Genomic DNA, 12393 nt, shown 5'->3' on the forward strand with positions numbered 1-12393 from the left:
GAGGCGTCGTGACGGCCGATGCTTGCAGCAGATTTCAGTCAGCGAGTCTTGAGGTAGCGAGTCTTACTCTTGAGGCAGCGAGTCTTAGAGAAGTTGGTCTTAGAGAAGTTGGTCGACGACGTGGCTGCGAGCCGCACCATGCGTCTCGGACCGCATCTCACGCAGCGTCCATCGAGAGTCTGCGTCCATCGACAGTCTGGCAATGCACCAGTCGCGCTCTGGTTGAATCGCGCCGGCAGGCCGCATCATGACCTCATGAAAACAGCCCGCTCTGTTCGCCCGGAGTCGTGCCCCGGTTGCACCTGTCGCAAATGATGAATGAAATCGGCGCCGCTCGCAAGCGCAGGATCGCGGCAACTAACGATCGATGACATCCGACGGCAGCGCAGGTGCAGCATCATCACGCACATGCGTGATCGGATCGAACAGCGCGAACAGGATGAGGCCGGCGACAAAGCCGCCGATGTGGGCCTGCCAAGCCACATTGGCCCCCTCGGCGCCGATCGACAGGCCGCCAGCGCCGAACACGATGTTGACGCCGAACCAGATCGCCAGGAACGCCAGCACCCGCGGATTGCGCAGCGCACGCGACAGCGACAGCGCCGGCACGCGCGCCGCCACATCCGCATCGCCGCGGCTGAAGGACAGAAAGCTGCCCTTCACGAACGCAAAGCGCATCGCGGCCGCCATCGTCCCGGACACCGAGGCCGAGGCGCCGATCATCGGGGCCAGCGCGTGCTCATGGGTGAGCAGATGCGCCAGCGCGCCGGCGGCCGCCGTGACCGCCATGAACAGATAGAACCTGAATGCGCCGAAGCGGCGCGCCAGCGCGCTGCCGAACGGCAGCAGCCACAGCACGTTGAAGCCGATATGCGTCAGATTGGCGTGCAGCAGCGAATAGGTGACGAACGTCCAGACCTTGGCCGGCGTCCCGCCGGGAAACGCCCCATCCATCAGCGTGGGGTCGTATCGTTTCGGGACGAAGGCGAACAGGTCGATGATCAACGTGTCCCAATCCTCCGGCAGCAGGACGCGCAGATGGATGGCCGCGATCAGGACGATGTAGGCGGTCAGCGCCCCCGGCAGGTTCAGGATCGGTTCCCGCGACGTGGCCAGCGGCGGATCTTGCGGGAGGTCTGACGGGGAATCCAAAACGAACGCCTTCCACGGGAGGAACAGACCCGTCAGATAGGCGGCTTCCGCCGATCTGCGCAAGCGCGCACATGCAGAGTTGATGACGAGCGCGGCCGGCGGCGCGAGCCGCGACCCAAGCGACTAAAACAATGGACTAAATGAATGGGACCAATCAAAGCGACCAAATGAAAGAGGGAGGGTTCTGAGAAAACCCTCCCTCGAGATCCGCCAGCCTTTCCGTCGCGGGAAGCCCGGGGGTCGTTCCCCACCCCTCCCCGTCGCGGTGACCGGACTGTTTGACGCCGCCTCGTGTCTTCAACCGATCCGCGGCGGACCTTCCACCTTCCGCCGCGATTTGGTGAACGCGATCTTAACGGCCCCAACGCCTTCGCCAAGCACATCGTTAATTTAACCTTAACGCGCGGAAGCCGAGGAGAAGGCCGGCACGATCGCACCATCGGCATGGACGCTGCACAGCCCCTCCTGCACAACAAACCAGGGAGGCGCCTGGACGAAAACGAGACAGCGATGTCTCGGGAGCGTCGACGGCGCGAGGGGTCATCCAGATGAAACATCCGTCCAATCGCGAGTTCTTCGCCTATTGGAACGATCGGCGCGGCCATGCCAAGGCGCCGGAGCGCGGCGACTTCGAACCCGCTGCCGTGCGCGAACTGCTCGGCGACAGCTTTGTCCTGTCCTGCGATGCCGACAGCGGCTTTCCGTTCCGCATGGCCGGCACCCGGCTGTGCGCCCTGCTCGGCGGCGATGTGAAGGACAAGAGCTTTCCGGCGCATTTCGCGCCGGCGAGCCGCCGCGAGATCGAGGAGATCACGACCGTCGTCTGCGAGGAGACGCTGCCCGCCATTGCGGGCGTGACCGCACAGGCCCCCGATCGCACGACCGCCCATTTCGAGCTGCTGCTGCTGCCATTCGCCACGCGGGCGCATGAACCGATCAGCCTGACCGGCCTGCTCGCGCCGTTCGAAACGCCGCAAGGCGCGCTCGGACCGCTGGAGATCGCGTCCTGGCGTTACCTCCATGTGCCAACCGAGCCGATCGTGCCGCGCGCGCTGCGCAAGCTCGCCCTCGCCCGCGGCCTGATGGTCTATGAAGGGCTGCGCTGAGGGCTGTCGTCGCCCGAAGCGCCCCCGAATGATGCGGGCCCGCGCTCACCTTGGCTTACATAGTTCCCGCAAAACGCGAACCACATGCATAAGCGCGGTGCTGCGATAACGCTGAATTAACCCTGCAGCATTTAGTTTCGTTGCTGGATCGTCCGGCCCTGTTAAGAGCCGGCTTTGAGTGGCGAAACATGGCGTTGCCGAACAAAAAACTGTCTCTGCCGGCCGCCGAGGAGCGTCGCCGTTTCCAGCGGGTCAAGGTCCACCTGCTCGGCCGCTACATGCTGCCGGATCGCCGTGAGTTTCCCTGCCAGGTGATCAACATGTCGCCCGGCGGCTTGGCGCTGCTGGCGCCCGGCATCGGCAATGTCGGCGACCGCGTGATCGCCTATCTCGACCATATCGGCCGTGTCGAGGGCAAGATCACCCGCATCATCGACAACGGCTTTGCGATGACGATCGGCGCGACCGCGCGCAAGCGCGACAAGCTCGCCGCCCAGCTCACCTGGCTCGCCAATCGCGACATACTCAATCTGCCGGAGGATCGCCGCCACGACCGCATCATTCCGCGCAACCCGATCGCGGTGCTGACGCTCGAGGACGGCACCAAGATGACCTGCCGCATCATCGACATGTCGCTGTCGGGCGCGGCCATTGCCGCCGAGACCCGGCCGCCGATGAAATCGCAGGTGATGCTCGGCCGCGTGCAGGCGCGCGTGGTGCGAAATCTCGAAGGCGGCTTCGCCATCGAGTTTGTCCATCCGCAGCTTGCCGAAACGCTCGAAGAGAGCGTTACCGCGCGGTAAAGCCGCAAGTTCCGCAAATCCCGCAACTCCACGGGGCACACGGCGTCCGCCATCGCGGGCGCCGTGTCGCGTTCGGCCACCGCCCAAGCCATCCATTGCAGTTAATGAGCGCGACTGAGCGCGCGCGCGACGCTGCAATAACAGCCCTGCGCGGCTTAATGCAGCGCATTTGAACTAACTGCGATCGATTCAAATTTTAGGCTTATTCGATTCAACAGGGATTCGAATTATCCCTTTGTTTTATTTGGATTTACGTCAAATCCATCGTGGCGATTTAGCGGCAGCGAAAAATCTTTGTGAGACACATGGTCCCAACAAAACGGGGGCCAAAATGGTCAAGCGGACGGGACAGGCGAAAGGATTGGCGGTGATCGCCATCCTGATGGCGATGGGGGCAGCTGCCCATGCCGGTGATGACCGGGTGCTGTATGCGAGCCTCGGCGACACCACGCGGGCCCCGATCGGTTGGATCGAGTTCTGCACCGAGACCCCTGAGGAGTGCCGCGGCGGCGCGTCACAGCCCCGCGACATCGTGCTGTCCCAGACGGCGTGGCGCGACCTGATAAAAGTCAATCGCTGGGTGAACGAGAACGTCAAGCCGATCACCGACATGGACCATTGGGGCGTGGTCGAGAAATGGTCGCTGCCGACCGACGGTTACGGCGACTGCGAGGATTACGTGCTGTTGAAGCGCAAGCTGCTGATCGATGCCGGCTGGCCCCGCGAGGCGCTGCTGATCACGGTGGTGCGCGACAAGAAGGGTGAGGGACACGCGGTCCTCACCGTGAAGACCGACAAGGGCGAGTACGTTCTCGACAATCAGAACGAGAACGTCGTCGCCTGGACCGAGACCGGCTACCGCTTCGTCAAGCGGCAGTCGCAGAGCGACCCGAATGTCTGGGTTTCGCTCGGCGACGGTCGCCCGGCCGTGGCAACCGCCAGCGCGAAGGAGCGCTGATCAGAGAGGCTTCGAGACCACATCATTCGAGTTACGCGACCCGGTCACATCCCCACCCCTCCCCGTCCCAGACCGGTTCGCGCGCGGCCAGGCCTCCCCCAAGGCCTGGCCGCAACTTTTTCCAGGCCTTGCTTGGCCCGGAGGCCAAGCCGCAGCGCGCTTGCTCCGGCCGGCAAACATCGACCAGCGCGATGGCGACATCTGGGGGCGGCAATGGATGTGGCGGTCGATGCATGGGATCGCGACGAGGGGTTTCGGCGTGGTCGTGGCAAGCAGCCCCTGTTAGCTTCGCATGGCGGGCTCGAACGCCACGCAGCGCGCCGCCGAAGGCACGCAGTCCTGGCCGAGCGCCGCTGCAAACGTTGGCTGCAACTTTTTTCGGCCTTGCTTCGCGTGTAGGTTCAAGCTCGGGCCGACTCGGCCAACCCAACTTTGTTTTCCCGGAACCGTCGGGGTCAGGTGATTGGCATGATGATCCTCCTGCGAAGCGCGACGCTGCTGGCCGTGGCCCTGACGCTGGCGAATTGCTGCATGTCGGGAACCGGCTGCACCGGGCCGCTGGCCTCGGCCGACGCGCCCGCGGGAGCTCCAGCGATGGCGGCTGCGCCGACCGGCGCCGGCCCGCAGACGGCCATCGCTGCGGCCGATCTGGACGGACGGCTTGCCTCCTCAGATACCGATCTGGTCACGGAGCCGGATATCAGCTCGCCGCGCAAAGGCGGCAAGCGCAGCAGAGGCGACTCGCGGGTCGACGTGATGTCCTCGCAATCAGGCTCGGCCTCCCGCGGCCGGATGAGCTGGGAGGAAGAACAGGCCGCAGACCTCGCCGACGAGGCGCGCTTGAAGCAGAAGCTCACGATCTGCCGGAACTGCAACTCCCCCCAATAGACACTGCCCCTCCGACGTTGCTGGCGCTGACGGCCTGAAGCGGCGCCGGCCCCGGCACCGACCGCAACATATCGGCACGACGCGGCCGTGCGGTTGCCCCGCCGCGTCCAACTCCGCCCGAGTTCGCGACCGCAGGCGCGGGCGCACGGCACGGGCGCCGTTTTTTGGACGCACGAGCCTCTCTTTTGTCGGATTCCCCGATCAAACCCTCAGGACTTGGTTCGTCCGTTAGGCACCAATGATCCGGGCTGAGCGGACAACATCCTTTGCTCGAGCTTTCCGCCTCTCCCGCATTTCGGGAGTGAATCCGAGAACCTGTTTTCGATTAGGGTGGTTTCGTGATGAACCCGGTGACGCGCGACACCAGACTGTATCTCGACAAATCCAGCACCAGCCCCGCGAGGAGCTCGCACCCGATCGCGCTCGCGGCCGCCACCTTGGCGGTGCTGATCGCCGGCATCGGCGGTATCATGCTATGGCGAGCCTATGGCGGTAGCCCACCCGAGACCGAACGCGCCGTCGCACTGACCAAACAGATCCAGGCCCGGACGGTGCAGGCGTCCGAGCAGCTCGTGGAGAAGACCAAGGGCCTCGAAGCGAGCCAGCAGGAATCGATCGATCAGTTGCAGAGCATGCAGGAGGAGCTGCAGAGCATGCGCCGCCTGCTGGCCGCCCAGCAGGCCGATACCAAGCGCCTGACTGACCAGGTCTCGACCTTGAAAGACACGGTCGACGGGCTTCGGCAGTCCTTCGCCAGCACCCAGGCGTCGGAGCAGGCCTCAGCCGCGCCCCGGAATCGCAACATCCGAAGCCGCGCCCATGCCAGCCGCAGCGGTCACCGGCATCGCCGCAGCCGATCCTGACACCAAACGGTAGAACTGCTGCCGAATTTTTCCGGGGTCTTGTGAAGTGTTTCACAAAACCCCGCCACGAGTTGGGCCATCTTCGGCTTACCGGATGGCGAGCCAATTTCAGGATGGCGCAGGGCCAATTTCAATATCCGGGGCTGGCAAGGTCGTTGGCGTCATACTGCGCCGACGGCCTTGTTTTTTTGAGCTCCCTTTGCGGCGCAACAGGAATTTGGCAGAGCGACAGGGATCTGATTGAGGGCGGCCGGCTCGCCGGCTGGTGACTTGCTTTTCACCGATCATTCTCTGCTCAATACCACCCCCATGCAGAGGAGCTCCCCCATGTCCGTCGAACCTGCCCTGACGTCCGATGTCATCGGACTGACCAAAGCCGCTCCCTTCTCGCGCCGTGGCTTCATGACGGCCTCTGCGGCCGTCACCGCGGGCTACACGCTGGCCGCCGGTCCGGTCAGGGCGGAGGTCATCACCACCGATACCAACGGCCTCAACGCTGGCGACGCCAAGATCAAGGTTGCCGACGGCGAGATGCCGGCCTATTTCGCCAGGCCCGCCAGCGCCAGCAATCCTCCGGTCATCCTGGTCGCGATGGAGATCTTCGGCCTGCACCAATACATCAAGGACGTCACCCGCCGCCTGGCCAAGCTCGGCGCGCTCGCGGTCGCACCCGACTATTATTTCCGCAAGGGCACCGACCTGACCAAGATCGCCGACATCAAAGAATTGCTGCCGATCGTGAATGCAAAACCGGATGCCGAGCTGCTGACGGATCTCGACGCGACGGTGGCCTGGGCGAAGTCACAGGGCGGCGACACCTCGCGGCTCGGCATCGTCGGCTTCTGCCGCGGCGGCCGGAATGTTTGGGAATATGCAGCCCACAATGCCGGGCTGAAGGCCGCCGTCGCGTTCTACGGTCCGCTGACCGATGCGCCCAACCCGCTCTGGCCGAAGAACCCGACGCAGCTCGCCCCCGAGATGAAGGCGCCCGTGCTCGGTCTTTACGGCGAAGCCGACACCGGCATTCCCGTGGCCAGCGTGGAGGCGATGAAGGCGGCGCTTGCGGAGAACAAGAAGACCGCCGAGTTCAAGATTTATCCTGGCGCGCCGCATGGCTTCCATGCCGATTACCGCCCGAGCTATCGCAAGGACGCCGCGGAGGATGCCTGGGCCCAGATGCAGGCCTGGTTCAAGAAGTACGGCGTTCTGAGCTGAGCGCGCCTGCCGACCACGCGCTCGCCATCAAGATTTCGCCCGGTACAGCAGCACCGGGCGCATCCCGCTTCGTACGTCGGCGAACCAGCGGCCTTGGCAATCAGCCGATCTGGGGCGGGTCGCGGCGGATCTTCGCCGGCTGCCGCGCGCCCTGCTCCAGCTCATAGACCATCCAGACCAGCGCAGTGCCGAGGCTGAGGACGACGCCCATGAACAGCATCGTGAGTTCGGGGGATGTGAGTGAGTTCATCATGCCTGTGTCCCATGCAAGGGTTTCGTTCGATGCAAGCAGTGCGCCAGCTCTGTCCCGATCGCCGCTCAATCCAGCGCCGCGGCGATCAAGGAAGAAGGGTCGTGATTAACGTCGGGTGATCGCCCAACGCGTCACCCCGCGCTCAGGTTCACTCGCAAACTTCGACGCGGCGATAGCGCCAGCCGTGCGCTGTTCGCACGCGCTTGCGCGCGACATAACAGCCGCCCAGATCCTCGTATGTGTAGGGGTAGTAGTAGGTAGGACCGTAGTAATAGGGCGAACCGAAGCCGAACCCGAGCGCGAAGCCGGGACCGAAGCCGTGATAGAATCCGCCGTGATGAAAGTGATGAAAGCCGCCCGGCCCGTGCGCCGAGGCCGTCCCCGGTGCAAGCATCATCGCCAGCACGCCGCCGGCCAGCAATCCCATTAATCTCATGCGCATCGATGCGTCTCCAAATCCAACCCACGCAATGACAGCATCATTGCGTCACCGCATCGTTTAAGCCGGATTTGGAACACGACGCAGGCAGGCCCGCTCACATCTGCGCGATCTTGGTATCTCGATATAGCCGCTGCCGCAGCGGGCAATCTTCAGCAACCGCGGCAGATGCTCTTGACCTTCCGATCAACGGTGCTGTTCTCCTGCTGGATCGTCGCATCGGTCGAATCGCCGGCACGGTTGGGGCCCGTGGCCGCCGTGCCTCCCGCGCCACGTCCAGCGCCGGTCGTGACACCTGCATTGGAGCCCGATCCGCCCGAGCCTGAGGACTGCGCCGTGCCGAGGCTGTTGGTGCCATTGGTGCCGGGCGCGCCCGGTTGCGACAGCGCCGCGCCATTGCTGGCGCCGTTCGTGCCGATGCCGCTCGCTCCAATGCCGGTTCTTGCTGCATTGGCGCCGCCTGCGGTGCCCGCAGCAGCACCAGCCGCGCTCCCGCTCGTCGTCGTACCCGATACGGCTCCGCCGCCTGCGCCGCCACCAGATGCGGCCCCGCCGGCGCTGGCACCACCACCTGCTCCGCCGCCCCCACCACCGCCGCCTTGCGCGAACACGGCGGTCGCCGTGGTGAGACCTGCAATCACGATCAAAGTGCCCAATGAAAATCTGGCCATAGGATGCTCTCCCTTTCCCCTTTCAACCCGACCGCGCAGGCCGCGTTCCGGAACCAGGTTGGATCCAACAGGATTGATGGGATGAGGACAGTAGAGGCGCTGCGCAGGCAGGGCCCGAAACATGCCTGCGCAAGAGCGCTGCTGATCGCGGCCGCTGGCGGGCAAAGCGGGCCGCCAACCGACGACGAGGAGCCAAGTATCGGCATGAGCACCGACCCCGATCCATTCGAACAGGGCGAGCGCGCCGCGCGTGAGAACATTCCGGCCGAGGCCAATCCCTATCAGGACGGCAGCGAGCAGCATGCGCTGTGGGCGAGCGGCCATGAGCGCGTTGCCAGCGCGCGCGAGGCGAATGAGTCCGAGGGGACGTGAAGCGAGCCCACCGCGCAACGCGCGGCAGGCCTCAGCCGATCTTCTTCAGGCCCTTGGTGTAGCGAGGCCCCTTGGCAATATAGGCCTTCGCGGCAATGCCCATCCGTTCGACCTGCTCCGGCTCCAGCGTGCGAACGACGCGCGCAGGCGCGCCGATGATCAGCGAATATTCCGGAAAGTCCTTGCCTTCGGTGATGATGGCGCCCGCCCCGACGACGCTGCCGCGACGGATATGGGCGCCATTCATGATGATCGAGCCCATGCCGATCAGCGCGTCGTCCTCGACGGTACAGCCATGCAGGATCACATTGTGGCCGACGGTGCAATTCCTGCCGACACGCAGCGGGAAGCCGGGATCGACATGGCAGGTCGCGTTGTCCTGGATGTTGGAGCCCTCGCCGATCTCGATCCAGTCATTGTCGCCGCGAATGACCGCGCCGAACCACACGGTCACCTCCTTGGCGAGACGAACACGGCCAATCACGGTCGCGTTGTCGGCGATGTAGTAATGTCCGTCCGCCGGCAGCTCGGGCGCCTGCCCGTCGAGTTCGTAAATGGCCATCGAGGTCTCCCATTCGCGGAGGACCTTCGCACAGCCTTGACGCGATGATCAAGCAACCGCGGAGCCGACAACAACAACGCAGGGAACTAGGTCAGCACCCCCGCGGCACGGAGTGTCATCACGACGAAGGTGCCGGACATCATGCTCCAGAAGCCGGCGATCACGGTGGCCAGCATCACGAACTCGAAGCGGCGGCGCTCGATGCGGGCGCCTCGCAGCGTGTTGCGCATGATGATGAAGGGAGCGGCAAATACCAGGAAAGGCACGGCGGCGAAGCGCTGCGGCGTGACCCCCTGCTGCAGCAGTTCGAAGCCGGCGGGGCGCTCGGAATAGGCCTGATAGCCGCTCGCCAAGGCGCCGGCCAGGGCGAAACCGATCAGAAGCGAGAACAGGGAATTGAACGCCTCGGCCGACATCGAACGCACCCTCACACTGCAGAACTTGCCGAGACAGGTTGGCAAAATCCCCGCCCGCCCGCCACATTAGCCTTAAGGAAGGGTTAATTCGGCCCGCGCGAGGCGCGCGGCCACCTGACGGCATGGGTCTGCAGAAACCGCCTCGCCGTGGCATAGTCCGGACTGATTCGGTCCAGAGATCCCCTGCCTGCCATGACGATGTTTTCGGTCCGCAGTGCCCGTCCTTCGAACGGCCATGGTCATGCCGTGCCGATCATCGCCGGCGCCGTGCTGGCGACGCTGGCGGCGGCCTTGGTTGCCTATCTGTTGTGGCCGACATGGCGCGCCAGCGCGTTCAAGGGACCGGAGCGCCTGCCGGTCAGCATTGGCGGCACCGTGTTCAACGTGCCCGCGGCAGCCATTCGGGTGAAGATCCAGCGTCACACCGGCCCGCAGGAGCGCGTCGATCTCGGCTTCGACTATCCGTCGCTGACGCCGCCGGAGGCACCGCATCACGTCAGCGCCGATCAGATCGATCAGGCACCGCACCCGATCGATCGCATCTTCGTGTCGATCGCAGCGCATCACGATGCGCTGTCGCCGGAGGCGCGGCTGAAGACGATCTATCCGCGCTATCTCAACCCGAATGTCGTGTCGGTGCAGGACGGGTTGAGCATGCGCAACTTCCGCTCGGGTACGCCTTACGATGTTGAGGATCTGTTCCTCGCAGAGCAGCCGATGCTGGTGGCGCGATGCACACGTGACGCAGCGACGCCGGGGATGTGCTTGAGTGAACGCCGGGTCGAGGGAGCGGATCTCATCTTCCGCTTTCCGCGCAGCTGGCTGTCGCAATGGCAGGACGTCGCGGCCGCGATGGAGCGGCTGACCACGCAGATGCACCCGACCAGGTAGTTCGCGCTGCAGCGTTGCCTGGCGACGCCTGGAATGTCGACAGGATCGACATTCGCGATCTCATGCACTCTCCCGGTGCACCCCATGTCGCTTGCGCCGAAGCCCGCCGGGCTCCGGCTCACGCTCATGCAGGCGACGCCGCCCGGACCGACGCAGAATCCCTGAGCGCGCGCGTCCTACTCGACGAGATCGTCTTCCAGGATGGCCATCTGGAATTGGAACGAACGATCATCATCCTCGTCGTCGACGAACAACACGCCGATGAACTCTTCGCCGATATACACCTCGGCGGAGTCTTCCTTCTTCGGCCGCGGCACAACACGGATCTTCGGATTGCCGAACACGCGCTTCAAATACGCGTCGAGCTTCCTGACTTCCTGAACGTCCACGGGTGAATCTCCAATTGCAGCGAGGTTTGCGTGTTGTCTGAAGGACGTGACGGAGCGACACGCCCGTGTCCTTGAGCTCGATCATCCAGCCCGTTGATCTTGGCGAGGCAGCGCAAGCGTTGTCGAACCAAGCGTTGTCGCACCAAGCGTTATCGAACGAAGCTGAAGGGGACGCCGTGGATCTCACATTCACTCCGCCGAGACAATGACGGATCGTCAGATCCACAGACGGTCAGTGTGTTCGCACGAAATTCCGCGGTTGAAAAGCTCTTGACTTCGAGATTGACGCAGCTGCCTTCCAGCTCAGATCCCGATCGCGTTGATCATCTGGTCCATGGTGCGCGACGGCTCCGCGCAGCCCGCCTCACCCACGATCTTCGCCGGTACACCTGCAACCGTGACGTTGTTCGGGACCGGCTTCACGACGACGGATCCCGCAGCAATGCGCGCGCAATGACCGACCTCGATGTTGCCGAGCACCTTGGCACCTGCGCCGATCAGCACGCCATGGCGAATCTTCGGGTGGCGATCCTCATTCTCTTTGCCGGTGCCGCCGAGCGTCACGCCATGCAGAATCGAGACGTTGTCCTCGATGATGGCGGTCTCGCCGCAGACGAAGCCGGTGGCGTGATCGAGGAAGATGCCACGGCCGATCCGGGCCGCCGGATTGATGTCGGTCTGGAAGACCGCCGAGGAGCGGCTCTGCAGATAGAACGCGAAATCCTTGCGGTTCTTGCGATGCAGCCAATGCGCCAGACGATGGGTCTGCAGGGCATGGAAGCCCTTGAAGTAGAGCAACGGATCGATGAAGCGCGCGGTGGCCGGATCGCGATCATAGACCGCGACGAGATCGGCGCGAAAGGCGTGGCCGAGGTCCGGCTCGTCGCGCAGCGCGTCGTCGAAGGTCTGGCGGATCAGGTCGCCCGACAACGCGGAATGATCGAGTCGGTCGGCCACACGATGCACGACCGAATCTTCCAGCCTGCTGTGATGCAGCACGGTCGAATAGATGAAGGTCGCGAGCTCCGGCTCGCGGCGGACGATCTCTTCGGCCTCGTGGCGGATCCGATCCCAGATCGGATCGAGCGCAGCAAGCTTTCCGCCCTGTGGGTTGGTCTGGTGCATGGCCATGGCAGCTTCTCGCATATTCAATCGGCAGGGATTATAGCACAGCGCGTGAAACGGTGTCCTCCGCGAGCTGCTCGGGGTGACCGATCCATTCCAGCCTGCCTCGCCCCCATAGAACATGGGATTGAGACATTTCCGTTACTTGCCGGCCATACCGCGGGGTCCAGCGGCCCCGCGTCGGCTCAAATTGGTCGGTCGGAACCGGAAATCAAGGCGGGGCAAGCCCTCGCGGTGGCGGGTTCCGCCTTCTTGAGAGACTTGACGTCAGCTTGACGTCAGCTTGGTGC

16 protein-coding genes are annotated in these 12393 nt (G+C 64.2%); 8 read left to right on the forward strand and 8 right to left on the reverse strand.

What is annotated here, in order from left to right; all coding sequences use genetic code 11:
• Positions 1-357: 357 nt before the first annotated feature.
• On the reverse strand, positions 358-1152 hold the full coding sequence (locus tag HL671_RS19780) for a rhomboid family intramembrane serine protease (RefSeq protein WP_172237741.1): 795 nt from the start codon (positions 1150-1152) through the stop codon (positions 358-360).
• A 548-nt stretch (positions 1153-1700) separates the two neighbouring features.
• On the opposite strand from HL671_RS19780, the gene HL671_RS19785 reads away from it, so the two are divergent.
• The 6 genes from HL671_RS19785 (at position 1701) to HL671_RS19810 (ending at position 6985) form a co-directional block, all read left to right on the forward strand.
• A complete protein-coding gene (locus tag HL671_RS19785) occupies positions 1701-2258 on the forward strand; it encodes a PAS domain-containing protein (protein ID WP_012045174.1) in 558 nt (185 codons plus the stop codon).
• A gap of 188 nt (positions 2259-2446) precedes the next feature.
• Positions 2447-3061, forward strand: a complete 615-nt coding sequence (locus HL671_RS19790) for a PilZ domain-containing protein (protein WP_041750866.1) — start codon at positions 2447-2449, stop codon at positions 3059-3061.
• 331 nt (positions 3062-3392) lie between these two features.
• Positions 3393-4019, forward strand: coding sequence for a transglutaminase-like cysteine peptidase (locus tag HL671_RS19795; RefSeq protein ID WP_012045176.1), 627 nt, complete (start codon positions 3393-3395; stop codon positions 4017-4019).
• A gap of 468 nt (positions 4020-4487) precedes the next feature.
• Positions 4488-4907, forward strand: a complete 420-nt coding sequence (locus HL671_RS19800; protein ID WP_172237744.1) for a hypothetical protein — start codon at positions 4488-4490, stop codon at positions 4905-4907.
• A 341-nt stretch (positions 4908-5248) separates the two neighbouring features.
• Positions 5249-5770: a hypothetical protein gene (locus tag HL671_RS19805; RefSeq protein WP_012045178.1), complete on the forward strand. Its 522-nt coding sequence runs from the start codon at positions 5249-5251 to the stop codon at positions 5768-5770.
• A 327-nt stretch (positions 5771-6097) separates the two neighbouring features.
• Positions 6098-6985 (forward strand): dienelactone hydrolase family protein, encoded by an 888-nt coding sequence (locus HL671_RS19810; protein WP_041750867.1) that lies wholly within the window; start codon positions 6098-6100, stop codon positions 6983-6985.
• 100 nt (positions 6986-7085) lie between these two features.
• Here the strand turns inward: HL671_RS19810 and HL671_RS19815 are convergent, their stop codons facing one another.
• From HL671_RS19815 to HL671_RS19825, 3 genes are all read right to left on the reverse strand, one after another.
• Positions 7086-7238: a hypothetical protein gene (locus HL671_RS19815; protein ID WP_012045180.1), complete on the reverse strand. Its 153-nt coding sequence runs from the start codon at positions 7236-7238 to the stop codon at positions 7086-7088.
• A 148-nt stretch (positions 7239-7386) separates the two neighbouring features.
• Positions 7387-7680: a hypothetical protein gene (locus HL671_RS19820; RefSeq protein ID WP_041750868.1), complete on the reverse strand. Its 294-nt coding sequence runs from the start codon at positions 7678-7680 to the stop codon at positions 7387-7389.
• A 149-nt stretch (positions 7681-7829) separates the two neighbouring features.
• A complete protein-coding gene (locus tag HL671_RS19825) occupies positions 7830-8348 on the reverse strand; it encodes a hypothetical protein (protein WP_172237747.1) in 519 nt (172 codons plus the stop codon).
• A gap of 204 nt (positions 8349-8552) precedes the next feature.
• On the opposite strand from HL671_RS19825, the gene HL671_RS19830 reads away from it, so the two are divergent.
• Positions 8553-8720: a hypothetical protein gene (locus tag HL671_RS19830; RefSeq protein WP_012045183.1), complete on the forward strand. Its 168-nt coding sequence runs from the start codon at positions 8553-8555 to the stop codon at positions 8718-8720.
• Positions 8721-8751: 31 nt separating this feature from the next.
• Here HL671_RS19830 and HL671_RS19835 read toward each other — a convergent pair whose 3' ends face one another.
• Both HL671_RS19835 and HL671_RS19840 read right to left on the reverse strand, forming a co-directional pair.
• On the reverse strand, positions 8752-9282 hold the full coding sequence (locus HL671_RS19835) for a gamma carbonic anhydrase family protein (protein WP_012045184.1): 531 nt from the start codon (positions 9280-9282) through the stop codon (positions 8752-8754).
• Between the two features lie 86 nt (positions 9283-9368).
• Positions 9369-9698: a DUF6949 family protein gene (locus tag HL671_RS19840; RefSeq protein WP_012045185.1), complete on the reverse strand. Its 330-nt coding sequence runs from the start codon at positions 9696-9698 to the stop codon at positions 9369-9371.
• A gap of 192 nt (positions 9699-9890) precedes the next feature.
• On the opposite strand from HL671_RS19840, the gene HL671_RS19845 reads away from it, so the two are divergent.
• Positions 9891-10589 carry a hypothetical protein gene (locus HL671_RS19845; RefSeq protein ID WP_012045186.1) on the forward strand — a complete coding sequence of 233 codons (699 nt, stop codon included), beginning with the start codon at positions 9891-9893 and terminating at the stop codon, positions 10587-10589.
• Positions 10590-10765: 176 nt separating this feature from the next.
• On the opposite strand, the gene HL671_RS19850 is transcribed toward HL671_RS19845, so the two are convergent.
• Together HL671_RS19850 and cysE are read right to left on the reverse strand one after the other, a co-directional pair.
• Positions 10766-10978, reverse strand: coding sequence for a DUF3126 family protein (locus tag HL671_RS19850; RefSeq protein WP_006611186.1), 213 nt, complete (start codon positions 10976-10978; stop codon positions 10766-10768).
• 303 nt (positions 10979-11281) lie between these two features.
• Positions 11282-12109, reverse strand: coding sequence for a serine O-acetyltransferase (cysE, locus tag HL671_RS19855; protein WP_012045187.1), 828 nt, complete (start codon positions 12107-12109; stop codon positions 11282-11284).
• Positions 12110-12393 lie beyond the last annotated feature (284 nt).

This window comes from Bradyrhizobium denitrificans (assembly GCF_013179005.1).
In the GTDB taxonomy this organism is placed as follows: domain Bacteria; phylum Pseudomonadota; class Alphaproteobacteria; order Rhizobiales; family Xanthobacteraceae; genus Bradyrhizobium; species Bradyrhizobium denitrificans.

Coding starts and splice junctions, on each gene's coding strand:
- HL671_RS19785 (WP_012045174.1), top strand. CDS start 1,701: ATGAAACATCCGTCCAATCGCGAGTTCTTCGCCTATTGGAACGATCGG.
- HL671_RS19820 (WP_041750868.1), bottom strand. CDS start 7,680: ATGCGCATGAGATTAATGGGATTGCTGGCCGGCGGCGTGCTGGCGATG.
- HL671_RS19835 (WP_012045184.1), bottom strand. CDS start 9,282: ATGGCCATTTACGAACTCGACGGGCAGGCGCCCGAGCTGCCGGCGGAC.
- HL671_RS19810 (WP_041750867.1), top strand. CDS start 6,098: ATGTCCGTCGAACCTGCCCTGACGTCCGATGTCATCGGACTGACCAAA.
- HL671_RS19845 (WP_012045186.1), top strand. CDS start 9,891: ATGACGATGTTTTCGGTCCGCAGTGCCCGTCCTTCGAACGGCCATGGT.
- HL671_RS19840 (WP_012045185.1), bottom strand. CDS start 9,698: ATGTCGGCCGAGGCGTTCAATTCCCTGTTCTCGCTTCTGATCGGTTTC.
- HL671_RS19795 (WP_012045176.1), top strand. CDS start 3,393: ATGGTCAAGCGGACGGGACAGGCGAAAGGATTGGCGGTGATCGCCATC.
- HL671_RS19830 (WP_012045183.1), top strand. CDS start 8,553: ATGAGCACCGACCCCGATCCATTCGAACAGGGCGAGCGCGCCGCGCGT.
- cysE (WP_012045187.1), bottom strand. CDS start 12,109: ATGGCCATGCACCAGACCAACCCACAGGGCGGAAAGCTTGCTGCGCTC.
- HL671_RS19805 (WP_012045178.1), top strand. CDS start 5,249: ATGAACCCGGTGACGCGCGACACCAGACTGTATCTCGACAAATCCAGC.
- HL671_RS19825 (WP_172237747.1), bottom strand. CDS start 8,348: ATGGCCAGATTTTCATTGGGCACTTTGATCGTGATTGCAGGTCTCACC.
- HL671_RS19790 (WP_041750866.1), top strand. CDS start 2,447: ATGGCGTTGCCGAACAAAAAACTGTCTCTGCCGGCCGCCGAGGAGCGT.
- HL671_RS19800 (WP_172237744.1), top strand. CDS start 4,488: ATGATGATCCTCCTGCGAAGCGCGACGCTGCTGGCCGTGGCCCTGACG.
- HL671_RS19815 (WP_012045180.1), bottom strand. CDS start 7,238: ATGATGAACTCACTCACATCCCCCGAACTCACGATGCTGTTCATGGGC.